The organism is Pectobacterium polonicum, assembly GCF_005497185.1.
In the GTDB taxonomy this organism is placed as follows: domain Bacteria; phylum Pseudomonadota; class Gammaproteobacteria; order Enterobacterales; family Enterobacteriaceae; genus Pectobacterium; species Pectobacterium polonicum.
This window is the reverse complement of record NZ_RJTN01000020.1, coordinates 42,259-58,968: the sequence shown is the minus strand read 5'-3', so window position 1 is coordinate 58,968 and position 16,710 is coordinate 42,259. Positions and strand designations below refer to the sequence as shown.

The window sequence follows — 16,710 nt, the reverse complement described above, 5'->3', positions numbered from 1 at the left end:
ACTGTCTATACGAACGGGATGAAAAGGACGCCTGACTGATGTCTGCAAATACGTTTATGTCTGCCAATTCACTGAGTGGTCCAAAAGCGCTGGGAGCTTTCTTACGTGCGCTGCGTGAGCGGACTACGCCGGAAATGGTCGGTCTGCCTGCCTCTGGGCGGCGGCGCACCAGTGGATTACGCCGCGAAGAATTGGCGCAAATCGCCCGAATCAGCACCACCTGGTATACCTGGATTGAACAGGGGCGTGATGTGTCTGCTTCGGCATCCGCGTTGACGCGTTTATCGCAGGCGTTAAAACTGGAGCCCGCCGAGCACGACTACCTTTTTAGCCTTGCTGGTGTGAAGGACCCGCAGAAACAGAATCGGGCCACATCGCTGGATGCACAGGTTGCTGCCAGCTTGCATCACATTACTTGCCCGGCATATCTTCTGGATGGCTGCTGGAATATGCTGGCATGGAATGCGCCGTCGGAACAGCTGTTTGCCGGATGGCTGGAAAGTGAGCCTGAGCCGAATCTACTGCGTTTCATGTTTCTTAACCCATTGGCACGATCGCTGGTGGTGGACTGGCCGGAACGAGCCAAACGCGTGGTGGCGGAGTTTCGTGCGGAATCAAGTTATTACGCGCCTACCGAGTCCGTCCGGCAAATCGTGATGGCGCTGTGTGAAGAAAGCCGCGAGTTCAACCTCTGGTGGTCGCAGCAGGCAGTTACCGCCCGTGAAGGCGGTGAGCGACGTTTTCATCATCCTTTGCTTGGCGATATCGCCTATCATCAACAGACTTTCCATCCTGCCGGGCATGGCGAAGTTAAGCTGGTTATGCTTATCGTGCAGTAAACGCCGCAGGCATCGCGCAGCTTGTCTATACTGATTTTGATCTGTATATTTATACAGTGTTATCGGAGGCCAGTATGCGCAAAATCATTCATGTTGATATGGACTGCTTCTACGCAGCAATTGAGATGCGTGATAACCCGCGTCTGCGCGATATTCCTCTGGCGATTGGTGGAAGCGCCGATCGACGTGGCGTCATCAGTACCGCTAACTATCCTGCCCGACGCTACGGCGTCCGCAGCGCGATGGCGACGGCAACCGCTTTGCGCCTGTGTCCGCAACTCACGTTGTTACCGGGGCGCATGGAGGTGTATAAGTCCACTTCGCGCCAAATCAGAGAGATCTTCTCCCGCTACACTTCACTGATCGAACCGCTTTCTCTGGATGAAGCCTATCTGGACGTTACTGATAGCCCGCACTGCAACGGTTCGGCGACACGTATTGCCGAAGAAATCCGTCGAACGATTGTGAATGAACTGAATCTCACCGCTTCGGCGGGCATAGCACCGATCAAGTTTCTGGCGAAGGTCGCGTCTGAGTTAAATAAGCCGAATGGACAATATGTGATTACACCGGAGCAGGTGGATGACTTCCTGCTTGCGCTGCCGCTAGAGAAGATTCCCGGCGTCGGAAAAGTGACGGGGAAACGGCTGGAAGAGCGTGGCCTGCATACCTGTGCCGATGTGCGAGTGTATGCGCTGGCGGATCTGCTCAAAGAGTTTGGCAAGTTTGGCCGCGTGCTGTGGGAGCGCTGTCAAGGGATCGATGAACGACGGATTTCACCCGATCGGCTGAGGAAGTCGGTCGGGGTGGAGAAGACGCTGGCACAGGATATCCACGACTGGGAACAGTGTGAAAACCTGATTGAACAGCTCTATGAGGAGCTGGAAGTCCGCCTGAAACGGGTGAAGCCCGATCTGCATATTGCGCGTCAGGGCGTCAAACTTAAGTTTGATGATTTTCAGCAAACCACGCAGGAACATGTGTGGCCAGTATTGAATAAACAGGATCTGTTGAAGATTGCTCAGCAAACCTGGCAGGAGCGGCGTAAATCCAGAGGCGTCCGGCTGGTTGGGCTACATGTGACGCTGCTCGACCCGCAAATTGAGCGACAGCTGGTGTTTGATTGGGGATAAAGCTGTTCAGTTGAGGATAAAAAAGGGCGACGTCTATGCGCCGCCCTGATTTTTACGACTACGCGATTAAGCGCGCGGCGGAATCGCTTTCAGCAGCGCTGTCAGCAATTTCCAGTACAGATCGACGCTGCCGATATGCACTTGTTCATCAGGGGAGTGTGGCCCGGTGATGGTCGGCCCGATGGAAACCATATCCATGTCTGGGTACGGTTTCTTGAACAGGCCACATTCCAGACCGGCGTGGATCACCATGATGTTCGGCGTTTTGTTGAACAGCTTCTGATAGGTTTCGCGAACCAGCGCCATGACCGGTGAATGCGCATCCGGCTGCCAGCCTGGATAGCCACCTTTTGGCGATGTTTTTGCGCCAGCCAATTCGCCCAGCGCCGTCAGCGTACCCACTACGGCGTCTTTGCCGCTGTCGATCAGGGAACGAATCAGGCAGATAATTTCTGCATGGTCGTCTTCCATGGTGACAACGCCGAGGTTCAGTGAGGTTTCCACCACGCCTTTGACTTCGTCGCTCATGCGGATCACGCCGTTCGGCGTCGCGTTGAGCAATGCGAGCAGACGATCGCGGCTGTCTTGCGTCAACGGGTGTTCGTTGCTGTCGTTGGCTTCCACCACCACGGTCAGGTTTTTCTCAACGGCTGACAGCTCATTCTTCAATACTGCCAGATAGTCCTGGCTCAGCGCTTTCAACTGCTCGACGTTCGCAGCAGGCAGTGACAGCGTGGCGAAGGCTTCACGCGGAATCGCGTTACGCAGCGTACCGCCGTTGAGATCGAGAATGCGGATATCCAGCGCTTGCGCCTGCTCGAACAGGAAGCGCGCCAGCAGTTTGTTGGCGTTGCCCAGACCTAAATGAATGTCGCCGCCGGAGTGGCCGCCTTTCAGACCTTTAATCGTCAACTTCAGCGTTTGGTAACCGGCTGGCGGTACTTCGCGTGCCAGTGGCAGACGGGTAATAAAATCAATACCGCCTGCGCAACCCATGTAGATCTCGCCTTCTTCTTCCGAATCGGTGTTGATCAGGATTTCGCCCTGAAGCCAGTTAGGTTGCAGGCCAAACGCGCCATCCATACCGGCTTCTTCGGTCATGGTCAGCAGCACTTCCAGCGGGCCGTGCTCGACGCTTGGGTCGGCCAGCACCGCCAGTGCAGAAGCCATACCAATACCGTTATCCGCGCCCAGCGTGGTGCCGCGCGCTTTCAGCCATTCACCGTCAACGTAAGGCTGGATCGGATCGGTAATAAAATCGTGTACGGTATCGTTGTTTTTCTGCGGCACCATGTCCAGATGCGCCTGCAACACGATAGGTTTACGATTTTCCATGCCTGCGGTTGCCGCTTTGCGCAGCAGAATATTGCCAACCTGATCGCGCTCGGCATAGATGCCTTTCTCTTTAGCCCATTCCAAAATATGCGCAGCCAGCGCCTCTTCATGATAAGAAGGGTGCGGGATGGAGCAGATTTTAGCGAAAATATCCCACAGAGGCTGGGGGGAAAGTTGAGACAATTCAGACACTATTGCAGTCTCCTTTTTAGCGGCCAGCCTTCGCGTTCTGGCGGGCAGGGCTATAGGTTAAAAGTTAATCGTGGTTAGCCATTTAATATGGCGTGTCGCAACAGAATATCATTTTCCATCAAAGCAGGGGAAATTGCCGTCGTCCCCGCTTATTTTTCCCGCTGCAATATGAATCCGCAGGCTCGGCAGGGCGCAGGTTATCAGGAAAAACTCGGTTCTCACGTTGAGAAAAACTGGTTTTTATGTTGTTGGCTATCTATAATCTCGCGCAACCTTTTTCCCCCCTCAGACTCAACTTAAGCCGGTTTTCATTCGGCTGGGATATATTTTATGAGCGAAAAGTACGTCGTAACCTGGGATATGTTGCAAATTCATGCCCGTAAACTGGCACAGCGTTTACTGCCAGCCGATCAATGGAAAGGCATCATTGCCGTCAGCCGCGGTGGTTTGGTTCCTGGCGCGCTGCTGGCGCGTGAGCTTGGCATTCGTCACGTTGATACCGTTTGCATCTCCAGTTATGACCATGACAACCAGCGTGAAATGAAAGTGATCAAGCGCGCCGAGGGAGATGGCGAAGGATTTATCGTGGTTGACGATCTGGTTGATACCGGCGGTACCGCAAAGGCGATTCGTGATATGTACCCGAAAGCGCACTTTGTGACCATTTTCGCCAAACCTGCTGGTCAACCGCTGGTTGATGACTACGTGATTGATATCCCGCAGGATACCTGGATTGAACAGCCGTGGGATATGGGCGTGGTGTTTGTTCCGCCTTTGTCTGGCCGTTAATCGTCAGAGCGAATATCGATTTCCCCCAATGCCCGGTTTAGCCGGGCATTGTTGTTTCTACGCTATCGAGATCGATGCAATTGATCCGATCGTGTGTTTCTGCCGTTGGCATTTGTCTTCCGTGGCCTGAGTTCGTTACACTTTAGCGGATGACGAAGATGTCGTCTGATGTCCGCTAACAGCGGTTTACATTAACGGAGGCTGCTGTGGCGCAAGCTAACCTGTCTGAAACGCTATTCAAACCCTCTTTCAAACATCCAGAAACCTCGACGTTAGTCAGACGCACGCGAAATAGTCAGGACGTGCAGGGGCTGCATTCTACGCTGGAAGGCGAAAAAACCCGCAGCTGGTATCGGATGATTAACCGGCTGATGTGGATTTGGCGTGGTGTTGATCCGTGGGAAATCGAAGACGTGCTGTCACGTATTGCTGCCAGTAAGGCTGACAGAAGCAATGAGCAGTTGCTCGACACGGTGATCGGTTACCGAGGCGGTAACTGGATTTATGAATGGGCGAAGCAGGGCGCAGACTGGCAGCAGCGGGCCACGGAAAGTGAAGATGACGCGCAAATCGGGCAGTGCTGGCTGAATGCTGCCAACCTCTACAGCATTGCCGCCTATCCGCATATTAAAGGCGATGAGCTGGCGGAACAGGCGCAAACGCTGGCAAATCGCGCTTATGAAGAAGCCGCAAAATACCTGCCTTATGAACTCAGGGAACTGACCTTCCCGATTACGGGCGGCGGGACACTGACTGGCTTTTTACATATGCCATCGCAAGGCAAGGCACCTTTCCCTACCGTTCTGATGTGCGGCAGTCTGGAAATGTTGCAGAGCGATTATCATCGCCTGTTTCAGGACTATTTTGCGCCAGCGGGCATGGCGATGTTGACGATTGATGTCCCGTCTGTCGGATTTTCTTCCCGCTGGAAGTTGACTCAGGATTCCAGTTTTCTGCACCAGCAGGTCTTGCGCGCACTGCCGGATGTTCCGTGGATCGATCACACCCGCGTTGCGGCATTTGGCTTCCGCTTTGGTGCCAATATTGCCGTTCGGCTGGCGTATCTGGAATCGCAGCGCCTACGCGGCGTAGCCTGTCTCGGCCCGGTGGTACACCATCTGTTAAGCGATCCTACTCGTCAGCAGCAAGTGCCGGATATGTTTATGGATGTGCTGGCGAGCCGGTTGGGTATGCCGTACTCGACGGATGCGTCGCTGAAAACTGAGCTGGGGCGCTATTCGCTGAAAACACAGGGGTTGCTAGGACGCCGCTGCCCGACGCCGATGCTGGCAGGCTACTGGGATAACGATCTGCTATGCCCGAAAGAAGAGGCCAGCCTGATTGTGAACTCATCTGCGCAAGGGAAACTACTGCCAGTTAATTTCTCGCCGGTGTACCAGAATTTCCACCGCGCACTACAGCAAATCAGCGGATGGTTGCAGGATAAAGTGTAGAAGAGCGGGCGTAACCCACGGTCTGTGCAGGCGAATTTCCGCTACACAGACCGCTGCTCCTGCCAGATAATCGCCGTCGATCACAGGATCTTTTTGGCGTAGCAAAGTCTGTCCATATCAATCACTTCAACCGTAACCGACAGATTCTTCAATCCAAGCGCTTCGATCTTCTGAAGTACCAGATTGGAGAGATTACTTTTCTGCTCTCCCGTCCGCCCTGAAAGCACCTTGATTGCCACATGAATGAAGCTGGCTCGCTCACCACCGGTCGTATAGTTATCGTAAGCAAGGGATCTGACTTTGATGTCACTGCCGTCACTGGCAAACAAACCGGATTCGAGCGCACCGCGATAGATTGCAGGGAGCAGGGCATTTACATCAATGTTTGACGAATATTCGGCGATACAATGTGGCATAAGGTGTCACTTCTCAATTAACGGAAATGAAGAGACCAGAGTATTGAATACTCCGTGTCGAGCGGCAATGCTTTTTCAGGAAAGCCTGTGCGAACAAGAGGGAGAGACGTGAGTTGTCATGCAGGTAGTTGATAAATTGCCATTCTCTGCTAAAAAGAAAGTTCAACCAAAGGAGATCGCAGATGATGTTACCGAGTGGACACTCCAAAAGCCGACTCATGAAAAATTTTACGGCGTTGGGGCCTTATATACGTGAAGCGCAGTGCGAGGATAGCGCGTTCTTCTTTGATTGTCTGGCGGTTTGCGTCAACATCAAGCCCGCGCCAGAACAACGGGAGTTCTGGGGCTGGTGGCTAAACCTGGAAGATACCGGTCAAGTCTTTGCCTATAAGTATCACTACGGTCTGTTTGATAAACAAGGCAACTGGCGTGAGGAAAAAATTAAGGACAAAGCTGTGATGGAACAGGTGGAGAATGCCAAACAGGCTTTTCATGTCCGACTGGAGAAACTGCTGCACTCGCTGGAACCCGCCTGTACGCTTACCGCACGACCGTGATGCTTCCTTGACGTTCCCCGATTTATTCACAGGTTTTCGCGTTGTGCCTGTTGGCATAACGCGTCTGTCCTGCTACAACGTTTTCCTTATTCTTACTTTTTGACATCTAACGGCAGAGAAATTATGAGCGGCAGCCAGACTTTGGTTGTGAAACTGGGCACCAGCGTGCTAACCGGCGGTTCGCGTCGTCTTAATCGTGCCCATATCGTTGAACTGGTGCGCCAGTGTGCGCAGCAACATGCGGCAGGGCATCGAATTGTTATTGTTACTTCGGGGGCGATTGCCGCCGGACGCGAACATTTGGGTTACCCCGAACTTCCGGCCACCATTGCGACTAAACAACTGCTGGCTGCCGTGGGTCAAAGCCGCCTGATTCAACTGTGGGAACAGCTGTTTTCCATTTACGGCATTCACGTTGGGCAAATGCTGCTGACGCGTGCCGATATGGAAGATCGTGAACGTTTCCTCAATGCGCGCGATACCATGCGGGCGCTGCTGGATAACAACATTGTTCCGGTGATTAATGAAAACGACGCGGTTGCTACCGCTGAGATCAAGGTCGGTGACAACGACAATCTGTCTGCGCTGGCAGCGATTCTGGCCGATGCAGATAAGCTGCTGCTGCTGACCGATCAGGCCGGGCTGTTTACCGCCGATCCGCGTAATAATCCTGATGCTGAGCTGATCCGTGAAGTGACTGGCATCAACGATGCACTGCGCAGTATCGCAGGGGATAGCGTATCTGGCCTCGGAACGGGCGGCATGTCGACCAAATTACAGGCTGCCGATGTGGCCTGCCGCGCCGGTATCGACGTGGTGATTGCCGCTGGCAGCAAGCCGGGCGTGATCGGCGATGTGATTGCCGATATTTCGGTTGGAACGCGTTTTCATGCACTTGATGCGCCGCTGGAAAGTCGTAAACATTGGATTTTTGGTGCGCCCCCAGCGGGGGAAATTACCGTCGACGACGGCGCGCTCTCTGCAATCCTTGAACGTGGTAGTTCGCTGCTTCCTAAAGGTATTCGCACGGTGGAAGGCAATTTCTCTCGTGGTGAAGTGATCCGCGTTCGCAGCCTGGCGGGCCGTGATGTGGCACATGCTGTGACGCGCTATAACAGCGATGCGCTGCGTATGATTGCCGGGCATCATTCTCAACAGATTGCCGATATTCTTGGCTACGAATATGGTCCGGTAGCTATCCACCGCGATGACATGATTATCAATTAAGGAGTTCGCGATGCTTGAACAAATGGGTAAAGCGGCAAAAGCGGCCTCTTATCAGTTGGCGGTTTTGAGTACGGCGCAGAAAGATCGTGCGCTGTTGACGATTGCGGATTTGCTGGAAGCCGAGAGTACGACGATTCTGGCGGCTAACGCGCTGGATTTAGCCGATGCGCGCCAAAATGGAATGAGCGAAGCGTTGCTGGATCGTCTGCTCTTAACGCAGGAAAGGCTGAGTGCGATTGCCAGCGATGTGCGTCAGGTCTGTCGCCTGACCGATCCGGTAGGGCAGGTGATTGACGGCAGTATGCTGGATAATGGGCTTAAGCTGGAACGTCGCCGTGTGCCGCTCGGCGTGGTCGGAGTGATTTATGAAGCGCGCCCGAATGTCACCATTGATGTAGCGTCCCTGTGCCTGAAAACCGGTAACGCGGTGATTCTGCGCGGTGGCAAAGAGACGTACCGCACCAATGCAGCGACGGTAAAAGTGATTCAGCAGGCATTGTCGCAGTGCGGCCTGCCTGCCGCTGCGGTACAGGCGATTGAAAGCCCGGATCGTGAACTGGTCAACCAACTGCTGAAGCTCGATCGCTACGTGGATATGCTGATTCCGCGCGGTGGTGCAGGTCTGCATAAGCTGTGCCGCGAACAATCGACGATTCCGGTCATCACTGGCGGTATCGGGGTGTGTCATATCTATGCCGATGACAGCATCGATTTTGATAAGGCGCTGACCGTCATTGAAAGTGCTAAAGTGCAGCGCCCTAGCGCCTGTAACAGCCTGGAAACGCTGTTGGTCAATCGGAGCATTGCCGACCGTTTTCTGCCAGAACTGAGCAAGAAAATGGCGGCGTCGGGCGTCACGCTTCACGCCAGCCCTTCAGCGATGCCTTATCTGACCGGTGGCCCAGCAAGTGTCGTCGCAGTGGAAGACGCTAATTACAATGACGAATGGCTCTCTAATGACCTGAATGTCACGCTAGTGGACGATCTGGATGCAGCGGTTGCGCATATTCGCGAGCACGGTACGCAGCATTCCGATGCCATTCTGACGCGCTCCTTAAGCAACGCAGAACGCTTCGTGCGTGAGGTGGATTCCTCGGCGGTGTATGTCAATGCCAGCACACGCTTCACCGACGGCGGCCAGTTTGGTTTGGGCGCGGAAGTGGCGGTCAGTACCCAGAAGCTGCACGCGCGTGGCCCGATGGGGCTAGAAGCGCTGACCACCTATAAATGGATTGGTTATGGCGACGATTTGATTCGTATGTAATGTTGATTGTTCAGCCGTGAGGTTGAGCTAATCGAAGGGAGCTCGCGGTGAGTCAGGAAGACAAGCCATGAGCCCCTTGTTTACAGTCGTTTATTTATTAAAAATGCTAAGGTTGCCTATTAATGGTGACCTTGTGCAATCCCGCCTCCACCATCAGAAAGCCCAATCACGACATTTTGCATCATGCCCTGATCTTCATGATCCAGGATATGGCAGTGCAGTACAAACTCGCCGATATAGCGTTCATAGCGTGTACGAATAGATATTTTGTATGTGCCCTTTGGCGCGTCTGTGGATTCCAACGCCCCATCGATATTGCTTTTTATCCATAGCGTGTCCTTCCATACACCTTTCAGACCAGCATATTGCGAGATACTGCCATCCGATTCCTTTGCGCCCGGCAAGCTTACGTCATTACCATCTGGATCGAGGACCTGAATAATTTCGAAGGGATTCACATGGATATGGAAAGGATGGCTGACAAAATAGGATTGTAATTGCCATTCCTGAGCGGTTCCTAGCACTAATGGGCGATCTATCTGGGTCGGGGAATAGGGGGCCGCGCCCTTAGGACTGTAGGAGCCATCGCTATTTTTTACCACAGAAAATGAGTTACCCACCTCAAACGTTGGGGGCTTTTTCGTGACATCAATGTAAAACACCAACTCCTGCGGCGGAACATGGCTGACTTCTTTATCTGTGATAGGCGGATGGGGAATGAATTTGGTCAGTTTGAGCCCATCTTCCAAACTACTGATGATTTCTTTAGCCAGTTTGGCTGGCTGATAGGTTTTTTGTGCTTGCGTGATTAATTGCTGAGTGGTTGATGTGATAGGGTCTGCTATTGACTGCCCGCCTTTAACTCTGACAAAACCCAAAACCGATCGTGCTTTGTCTTCGCGCGAGACGTTATCTGCGGCTTTTACTGGTGGATTGACAATACAATAGAGGCCGTCTTCGGGGAAATTGACCAGGAGATCATGACGATATCCGGGTTGCAGTGTGGTATTGGTTTGAACCTGTCCTTGAGGCATCGTCAACCCGTCAGCGGCGATGACAACATAAGGAACCGGCGAGCCTGTGCAGAGTTCGCGTACAAATCGATCCTGATTTTCCGCGCCAAGTGTTTTCTCCCGAGAGAAAAAATCACGGGTATCGAGCTTGCGAAACTCTACTTTTATCGTCTCACGCACCCCGGCATGAACCAAGCGCCAGCGTTCAACCTGACCTGCTTTAGCATTGGCAAAAATAGGTCTTACCCGGCCGTTGACAGTAGTAAAACGCCCTGAGTCATCCCATGAGCCTGGTTTGAATTGTTCGTAAGAAACGACCTCACCAACTTCTCCGGGGGCGCATGACCAATCAATTGAATCATCTGATTTTTTCTTCAGCTTGCCATCTTTGAGACAGGCATAGGGAATTTGTTCAAAGACCAATAGGCGTTCAGGAAATGGCTTGCCGTCCGTAGTCTTAAGCAACGTATCAATATCGCCGTTTGAGGCCTCGGTGGGCATGCGATCCCCCCGAATCACAAGCGCACCGGCCATACCGCTGCCAACTTGAATCGCCGTTGAGCCATGGTTGTGTGGATGGTACCAAAATGTTCCGGCTGGGTGATCGCTGGGGATATTATATTCATACTCGAACTTCATACCCGGGTTAATCGATAACAAAACATTATCGCTATTTCCCGTTGGGCTGATCCAAAGCCCGTGGCCATGTAGATTGGTACGGTTAAAGCAGTGTGGGATATTAATATCTTTCGTTTTTTGGGCACATTCAGGCTCAGCGGGAAGTTGATTATCGAGCCTTATTCTGATGGTATCACCCGGCGTGGCTTCAATGGTTGGGGCTATAAAAGGGTGGTAAGGATCGACATGGGGGCCACTATAACTACGCAAGCGCACTTTATCTGGATGGCCTTGTGCCGGGTTACGAATGAGCCCCTCGGTATATTGCACTTTCAAGTCTAAAGCCCGCTCTCGGCCAAGATGAGGCTGAGCTGGTTCGTTGATTTTTCTTTGATAAAGCGTTCCTGACGGCATTGTCGAAGACTCAGCCAGTACAGGAGGGTTCATGAATCCATTTTCTTGTTGCTTATTGTCGCCATCTTGAGCTTCGACGTGGGGGAAATAAATGCTGAATAGTAAAGCCGTCGCGCTGAGAAGTAATTTTTTATGCACCATATATTCTCCATGCCTAAATACTTTAATTTGAATTAATTAAGTTGCTATTGTTTGTTTGAGTTGGTTATTTTTTCTATCATTAGTTAATGCGTTTTTTACCTCCAAAGATGAATAGAGTGTTCGATGGTTTTTTTAATCGATAATGTTTTCTATCGTCTGAGTATTTAAGCCCTAATGACTAATTAAAGTTAAAGACACTCAAATAGTAAACATAACGCAAAAATGAATTTTAAAGTGAGGCTGTAATGGGATGAGTAATAAATAATAGTTATTATTTATCAATGTTAATTTTTTATTTCTATTTATATCCTACCTAATCGTTCTATTCGATATACCCGATCTTCCTCAAGATACAGGCTTGAAGACCTGAAAACGATCGTGATCCTACGTGGCCGATAACGCATCTTGTTTAACGCAGTCCTAATGTGTTAAGCCTGAAAGTTATATAATTGGCCTTTATTAGTTTGGTTAATTATTAAAAAATCTTTATTTATCATCAAGCGATGATAAAACCAGCAGGCGAACGTCAGCCACTTGACTTGAGATGCTGATTTCACTAGTTTGTCATCCCGTAGTTCACGTCAGGCTCTCGCCCGACTATTCCCAACGCCGATATAGCTCAGTTGGTAGAGCAGCGCATTCGTAATGCGAAGGTCGTAGGTTCGACTCCTATTATCGGCACCAGTTAATTCAATAACTTATCTAGCTTTCATGTAAATCACATTCTCATCTTGTGCCATATTTGTGCCATTACGCTCTAGAATTGCGTCAATTTTGCTCGCGTGCTCTGTGAGATGACCAGCGGATAAATGTGCGTATCGCTGTACCATTTCCAATGTTTCCCACCCGCCCAACTCCTTGAGGGCAAGAAGTGAGACGCCTGACTGAACCAGCCAGCTTGCCCAAGTGTGCCTAAGATCATGGAACCTGAAGTTGCTAATGCCTGCACGCCTTAGCGCCCCCTGCCATGCCTTATTACTATCGGTTCTCATCTTGCGTATTGCGGGGGTTTTTGTTCCATCGCTGCGATACGCAGCCTTGGTGTGAACAAAAACCCATCGCTTATGCTGGCCTTGCTGAGCCCTGATTATCCCGCACGCCGTTTCGTTAAGCGGAACGCCTATTGCGTTGCCCGCTTTCGTTTCGTCTGGGTGCATCCATGCCATTTTCCTTTCCATGTCAACCTGCGACCACTCTAAATCTGTAACATTAGAGCGGCGTAGCCCTGTTGATATAGCAAACATCACGATGGGGAAAAAGTGCGGCGCTATCTCTGAGAAAAGCCGCTTTGACTCATCATCAGTTAGCCAGCGTATGCGCCCATTTTTTATTCTCGGCGTTGATATTTTCGGCGACCTATCCAGCCATCCCCATGTAACGGCGAGATTTAGGATTGCGCGGAGGATGGCCAGGTGCCTTGTCCGCGTCCCCTTCGTTGCCAACTTTGGGGTATACTCTGGCGCTGGCTTGCCCAACCTGTTGCACCTATCCCTTGTCATTTCCCAGTTCAATCGGTGGCGGCGGTTTTCCATCCCGTCAACCGCCTCCATTATTGCCTCCGACTTAATGCTTGACAGAATGCGTCCATCGAAATGCATTAACCAAAACCCGATAATGCTCTTGTCATCATCAAGGCTTTTTTTGTCAGCCTTCTCTCGTATCCACCGAATACAGGCCTCGTTAAATGTTTTTTTCGGCGCCTCGTCGAGCTTAGAGACCCTCCACATCTCCGCCTTTAGACGATCATGAAGTTCTTGCGCTTGCTTCTTGTCCGTTGTCTCAAGAGAGCGTCTAACTCGCTCACCTGCTGGCGTAACGAAGTCGCAGTGCCACGTTCCGCCCCGTAGTTTGATTGACATACTTTATCCTCATGCACATCAACCGCATTCACGCTGCTATTGTGTACCTGACCTTTCAGCGCCGCAATGCAGTCCGATTTGAAAATTCGATATGGGCTTTTCGGTTTGGCTGGGTTTATTTTTGCCGCCTGTAGCCTGCCAGATCGTATCCACTGACTGATTGTTCCCTTATCGACTTTCAGAAACGCCGCGGCTTCTTCTCTCGTAAAAACCTCTTCTGACATAACTCCTCACTTATTAGCTTCAGCATCAACGACACGCACGAAATAACTCAGCCACAATTTCGCACTGAATGTATTCGGCGGTAGGGCGGTGATACGTTTTGCGTGGTGGTCGAGAATGCGGGTAATAATCGGATCGTGGTTTTTTTTCGGCTGGTCTTTCGTCTGAGCGATGATCTCAGACCGACAGGTTTTAGCTACGCTGCGTAGAGCGTTCTCTGTTTCCGCATTCATACAGTCACGCACATGGTGTAAACAGATCACAAAAAAGCCGCTGTGATAGCGGCCAGAAATAGCTTTGCTGTTAGCGTTGTTCGCTTCATGAGGTTTCAGCCTCTTTCATGCTCTTAATTTCTTCTCGGGTCGCCAATCTGTAATTGCCAAGCGGCAGTCGGATTGTGACGGGTTTATTTCTGCGCCATTTTGATATTGTCCTTTCTCTAAATTTTTCCCGTGGGTTGCCGTTCCATGACGCGATGACGTAATTTTCGTGCACCTCGAAAACTTTAACGCTGAATACATCAATGCTTTTAATCGTTGTATTGCCCATGTTGCGACGTAACACAGACCAGACGATATCGTCTGGTTTTAATGAGGATATTTTCATGATTCACCTTTGGCCTTGGCGATTGCTGCTTTAGCCGCTTCGGTGCGCGGAGGATTAATTGCAGCCCACCCTCTACCCTCATCGGCAATAATCCCCTCCAGCGCCTCAAGCAAATCCGGTGCAGAGGCGATTAAATTTGCGTTACACCTTGCCTCTTCTGCGGTTTCCTTATCGTCCACCCATCCCGATGCATAAGCCACATGATATCCAAGCCCATCACTACTGTGGGTTTGAATAACATTCATATTACCTGTCACTTTTATGCTCTCTTTCCCGTTTACAAACCACGGGCCCGGTGTATGCTTACCCATCCTCATCTCCCAAATGCTGATTCAATTTCCAACGATAACCGCGCTATACGCTGCTCTACGGCCTGCAATGTCTGCGCATCTGACGTCATCACATCCAAGTGGCAGAGGCGGCTAATGAGCTGTGACAGCTTCGTGTAATAGCCGATAGTCGATAGATACTCACCGCCTGCATCCTTGCCGTCTTTCTTTGTCTTGCGCTCCTGCAAAACATATTGGTACTGGTCTGCTGTGATGACGTATTTGTCACCGATGCTGATTTCCATCCTCATCTCCTTAATTCAGGCGTAAAAAAACCGCTCGGGGCGGCTGGTTGTTCTGCTGGGGATTTAGGCATCTATCACCTCAACATCAATCCCTGTGACCGCATCGTCATTAATCGATATGATTAATACATCGTTCTCAGTGAAGGGTGAAAGCGGCTCACTTTCAGGTTGCAAATACAGGCAAGTACCTTTGTGACGAGTTATATATCTCACCCTATACCAATCGCCAAATACTTGAATAACATCATTCGGCGATATTCTGCATGGGTGCTTTCTAGTTAACATTCTTACTGACATCTACTCCCCCCTTATGCTGCGGAGCGGCGGCGCTTAACCAGTTACGCACGGTCTGATATTCATTGTTGCGGTATGAACCGCAGGCAAAAATATACGGTTGCCGCAGGTTATGCCCATTAAGGCTCAAGTAATCTTTGCATCCCTTCTCGGTAAAGCAGGCGGTAACAAACTCATCAATCTCTTGCATCGCATAGCGATCATAGCCGCGTGTATCACGGCAACCATGATGCAAAGCTTCAAGTCGCTTGGCTCGCAATTCGCTGACCTCTTCGCCATCCCAAATCCAAACAATGCGGCTTGGTGAATGTTCATCGCTACCAATGATTTCACGCTTCTGAAATACGACGAACATAGGCTGGTCAGTTATGCGGTTGTCCTGAGTGTTGATTTGTTGGCCGATAATGCGAAGCGCTTCCGGCACTGAACCATCCGGAATTACCGGATGGTTGACCATACCGCGCCCATCCTCGGAATGGTTGTTATCCTTATTGGTGACGTCACCGGAATGGTTTTTCTGGAGCATTGCGGCGCGGCAGGCGTTCCAAACTTCAACAGCCATATGGCAGTCGCTTTCATCCATTTTGTGCCATCCTCCGTTGCGCGGAACGAGCACACCAGAGAGCACCGGTATATTTTCGGGCGTGGCCTCATCCGGCACCGTGTAAGGCTGGCTTGCGGCTGGTGTAACGGGGCGGGTATAGAGCTTATCCCCCGGCACGAATTTAGCTCCATTTTCCGCGACAATTTGAAAAACGAGACTCTTGTTATGTGCAGACATTTGGCGACCGCCATCAAGTACGGTCGCCTCCGGCTCTTGCCCCCGCAGCTCTGCCAGTTGCGCGCGGAGTGATAGAATTTCAGATGCCATTGCTGGTGCTTCTTCCCATCTCAAAGACGGTGAGCGTCGCTCGATGATTTCTTCCAGCCTTTCATTTGTTAAAGTTGTCATGTTTCAGCCCTTACAATTCAAATGCCAGTTGTGGTGTGAAAAGATCTCTATGCTCGTCCCACAGCAGCGCGCTGGCGCTGTTCATTGATTCAATACGCTCAACTAAAACACTGGTACGGGTTTCTTTCGATGCTGGGGCATATGCAGATCTCTTCCACGATTTATCTATGCCGATATTTCTGGCTACATTTGTACTGTCAGCTGATGACAGTGGAATGTGACGGAAAATATCTCTATTCAGCATCCGCAGTCCGTGCAGTTTACAGGCCGGATAGCCGTTTTCATCAACAACGTGGCGTATCAAATCGCGCAGTTTTGCGACGCATTTACGTGGCCGTTTAGCGTCGTACTCACCCATGCTGCCGATCGCAACGCGTGGCCACTCATTACACAACTGAATAAACCGTTCATCAGGTTCGTTCATATGCCATACCGGACAGCCAATGAATTTCCCATGCGGCCATTCAGCGATTAGTGCATCGTTTTCCTCTGCTGTTCCGCCGATCACATCGGGGATAATTGCGAATGAAAACCGGGGATGATTAGCCCATTTTGCGACAAACTCGTAATATTCATGCCAGTCAACGACGCGCTGTTTTGTCCAAAATGAGAACGCGCCGTTATCCAATGCGAACGACTGACAAACTTCTGACGCGAGCGCCAACTGTCCAGAATTTGCGAAGCTGATAAACGCATGTCGCCCACGCCAGGCGCGTAATGCGCACGTATCTGGCGTAATAGGCCCACCGTGGAAATGAATCATGTTTCGTCCTTACTGCGTGGTGCGCCACGATAGCCTGAATTGTTTGCA

18 protein-coding genes and 1 tRNA gene are annotated in these 16,710 nt (G+C 51.1%); 8 read left to right on the top strand and 11 right to left on the bottom strand.

Going from position 1 to position 16,710, the window contains the following annotated elements:
• The first annotated feature begins 38 nt into the window (after positions 1-38).
• Together EDI29_RS17765 and dinB are read left to right on the top strand one after the other, a co-directional pair.
• On the top strand, positions 39-839 hold the full coding sequence (locus EDI29_RS17765; RefSeq protein ID WP_137741957.1) for a helix-turn-helix transcriptional regulator: 801 nt from the start codon (positions 39-41) through the stop codon (positions 837-839).
• A gap of 74 nt (positions 840-913) precedes the next feature.
• Entirely contained in the window at positions 914-1,972 is a 1,059-nt protein-coding gene (gene dinB, locus EDI29_RS17760; protein ID WP_137741956.1) for a DNA polymerase IV, read from the top strand.
• 66 nt (positions 1,973-2,038) lie between these two features.
• On the opposite strand, the gene pepD is transcribed toward dinB, so the two are convergent.
• Complete coding sequence (pepD, locus tag EDI29_RS17755) at positions 2,039-3,499, bottom strand: beta-Ala-His dipeptidase (protein WP_137741955.1); 1,461 nt, start codon at positions 3,497-3,499, stop codon at positions 2,039-2,041.
• 330 nt (positions 3,500-3,829) lie between these two features.
• Between pepD and gpt the strand changes: the two genes are divergently transcribed.
• Positions 3,830-4,288: a xanthine phosphoribosyltransferase gene (gene gpt, locus EDI29_RS17750; RefSeq protein WP_005975741.1), complete on the top strand. Its 459-nt coding sequence runs from the start codon at positions 3,830-3,832 to the stop codon at positions 4,286-4,288.
• 206 nt (positions 4,289-4,494) lie between these two features.
• Positions 4,495-5,742, top strand: a complete 1,248-nt coding sequence (frsA, locus tag EDI29_RS17745; RefSeq protein WP_137741954.1) for an esterase FrsA — start codon at positions 4,495-4,497, stop codon at positions 5,740-5,742.
• Between the two features lie 80 nt (positions 5,743-5,822).
• Here the strand turns inward: frsA and EDI29_RS17740 are convergent, their stop codons facing one another.
• Positions 5,823-6,158: a 5-carboxymethyl-2-hydroxymuconate Delta-isomerase gene (locus EDI29_RS17740; RefSeq protein ID WP_137741953.1), complete on the bottom strand. Its 336-nt coding sequence runs from the start codon at positions 6,156-6,158 to the stop codon at positions 5,823-5,825.
• A gap of 182 nt (positions 6,159-6,340) precedes the next feature.
• On the opposite strand from EDI29_RS17740, the gene crl reads away from it, so the two are divergent.
• The 3 genes from crl to proA all read left to right on the top strand — a co-directional run bounded on the left by crl (position 6,341) and on the right by proA (position 9,206).
• Positions 6,341-6,715, top strand: coding sequence for a sigma factor-binding protein Crl (gene crl, locus EDI29_RS17735; protein WP_137741952.1), 375 nt, complete (start codon positions 6,341-6,343; stop codon positions 6,713-6,715).
• A 123-nt stretch (positions 6,716-6,838) separates the two neighbouring features.
• A complete protein-coding gene (gene proB, locus EDI29_RS17730) occupies positions 6,839-7,942 on the top strand; it encodes a glutamate 5-kinase (protein WP_005975751.1) in 1,104 nt (367 codons plus the stop codon).
• A 10-nt stretch (positions 7,943-7,952) separates the two neighbouring features.
• Positions 7,953-9,206 carry a glutamate-5-semialdehyde dehydrogenase gene (gene proA, locus EDI29_RS17725; protein ID WP_137741951.1) on the top strand — a complete coding sequence of 418 codons (1,254 nt, stop codon included), beginning with the start codon at positions 7,953-7,955 and terminating at the stop codon, positions 9,204-9,206.
• A 119-nt stretch (positions 9,207-9,325) separates the two neighbouring features.
• Here proA and EDI29_RS17720 read toward each other — a convergent pair whose 3' ends face one another.
• Positions 9,326-11,392 carry a multicopper oxidase family protein gene (locus tag EDI29_RS17720; protein WP_137741950.1) on the bottom strand — a complete coding sequence of 689 codons (2,067 nt, stop codon included), beginning with the start codon at positions 11,390-11,392 and terminating at the stop codon, positions 9,326-9,328.
• Between the two features lie 608 nt (positions 11,393-12,000).
• On the opposite strand from EDI29_RS17720, the gene EDI29_RS17715 reads away from it, so the two are divergent.
• A tRNA-Thr gene (locus EDI29_RS17715) sits at positions 12,001-12,076 on the top strand.
• 14 nt (positions 12,077-12,090) lie between these two features.
• Here the strand turns inward: EDI29_RS17715 and EDI29_RS17710 are convergent.
• The 8 genes from EDI29_RS17710 to EDI29_RS17670 form a co-directional block, all read right to left on the bottom strand.
• Positions 12,091-13,245, bottom strand: coding sequence for a site-specific integrase (locus tag EDI29_RS17710; RefSeq protein WP_277751456.1), 1,155 nt, complete (start codon positions 13,243-13,245; stop codon positions 12,091-12,093).
• Entirely contained in the window at positions 13,128-13,475 is a 348-nt protein-coding gene (locus EDI29_RS23065) for a helix-turn-helix domain-containing protein (protein WP_137741948.1), read from the bottom strand. The genes EDI29_RS17710 and EDI29_RS23065 overlap by 118 nt, the downstream gene beginning before the upstream one ends.
• A gap of 6 nt (positions 13,476-13,481) precedes the next feature.
• Positions 13,482-13,706: a hypothetical protein gene (locus EDI29_RS17700; protein ID WP_137741947.1), complete on the bottom strand. Its 225-nt coding sequence runs from the start codon at positions 13,704-13,706 to the stop codon at positions 13,482-13,484.
• An 85-nt stretch (positions 13,707-13,791) separates the two neighbouring features.
• Positions 13,792-14,079, bottom strand: coding sequence for a hypothetical protein (locus EDI29_RS17695; protein WP_137741946.1), 288 nt, complete (start codon positions 14,077-14,079; stop codon positions 13,792-13,794).
• Positions 14,076-14,390, bottom strand: a complete 315-nt coding sequence (locus EDI29_RS17690; RefSeq protein WP_137741945.1) for a hypothetical protein — start codon at positions 14,388-14,390, stop codon at positions 14,076-14,078. Before EDI29_RS17690 ends, EDI29_RS17695 begins: the two co-directional genes overlap by 4 nt.
• Positions 14,391-14,392: 2 nt before the next feature.
• Positions 14,393-14,653, bottom strand: coding sequence for a DUF5405 family protein (locus EDI29_RS17685; protein ID WP_137741944.1), 261 nt, complete (start codon positions 14,651-14,653; stop codon positions 14,393-14,395).
• A gap of 274 nt (positions 14,654-14,927) precedes the next feature.
• On the bottom strand, positions 14,928-15,899 hold the full coding sequence (locus tag EDI29_RS23060; RefSeq protein ID WP_241664965.1) for a hypothetical protein: 972 nt from the start codon (positions 15,897-15,899) through the stop codon (positions 14,928-14,930).
• 10 nt (positions 15,900-15,909) lie between these two features.
• Complete coding sequence (locus tag EDI29_RS17670; RefSeq protein ID WP_137741942.1) at positions 15,910-16,662, bottom strand: hypothetical protein; 753 nt, start codon at positions 16,660-16,662, stop codon at positions 15,910-15,912.
• Positions 16,663-16,710 lie beyond the last annotated feature (48 nt).

Excerpts from the sequence above, each read along its gene's own strand:
- EDI29_RS17765 (WP_137741957.1), top strand. The coding sequence starts at position 39 with ATGTCTGCAAATACGTTTATGTCTGCCAATTCACTGAGTGGTCCAAAA.
- dinB (WP_137741956.1), top strand. The coding sequence starts at position 914 with ATGCGCAAAATCATTCATGTTGATATGGACTGCTTCTACGCAGCAATT.
- gpt (WP_005975741.1), top strand. The coding sequence starts at position 3,830 with ATGAGCGAAAAGTACGTCGTAACCTGGGATATGTTGCAAATTCATGCC.
- EDI29_RS17740 (WP_137741953.1), bottom strand. The coding sequence starts at position 6,158 with ATGCCACATTGTATCGCCGAATATTCGTCAAACATTGATGTAAATGCC.
- crl (WP_137741952.1), top strand. The coding sequence starts at position 6,341 with ATGATGTTACCGAGTGGACACTCCAAAAGCCGACTCATGAAAAATTTT.
- proB (WP_005975751.1), top strand. The coding sequence starts at position 6,839 with ATGAGCGGCAGCCAGACTTTGGTTGTGAAACTGGGCACCAGCGTGCTA.
- proA (WP_137741951.1), top strand. The coding sequence starts at position 7,953 with ATGCTTGAACAAATGGGTAAAGCGGCAAAAGCGGCCTCTTATCAGTTG.
- EDI29_RS17720 (WP_137741950.1), bottom strand. The coding sequence starts at position 11,392 with ATGGTGCATAAAAAATTACTTCTCAGCGCGACGGCTTTACTATTCAGC.
- EDI29_RS23065 (WP_137741948.1), bottom strand. The coding sequence starts at position 13,475 with ATGTCAGAAGAGGTTTTTACGAGAGAAGAAGCCGCGGCGTTTCTGAAA.
- EDI29_RS17700 (WP_137741947.1), bottom strand. The coding sequence starts at position 13,706 with ATGAATGCGGAAACAGAGAACGCTCTACGCAGCGTAGCTAAAACCTGT.
- EDI29_RS17695 (WP_137741946.1), bottom strand. The coding sequence starts at position 14,079 with ATGAAAATATCCTCATTAAAACCAGACGATATCGTCTGGTCTGTGTTA.
- EDI29_RS17690 (WP_137741945.1), bottom strand. The coding sequence starts at position 14,390 with ATGGGTAAGCATACACCGGGCCCGTGGTTTGTAAACGGGAAAGAGAGC.
- EDI29_RS17685 (WP_137741944.1), bottom strand. The coding sequence starts at position 14,653 with ATGGAAATCAGCATCGGTGACAAATACGTCATCACAGCAGACCAGTAC.
- EDI29_RS23060 (WP_241664965.1), bottom strand. The coding sequence starts at position 15,899 with ATGACAACTTTAACAAATGAAAGGCTGGAAGAAATCATCGAGCGACGC.
- EDI29_RS17670 (WP_137741942.1), bottom strand. The coding sequence starts at position 16,662 with ATGATTCATTTCCACGGTGGGCCTATTACGCCAGATACGTGCGCATTA.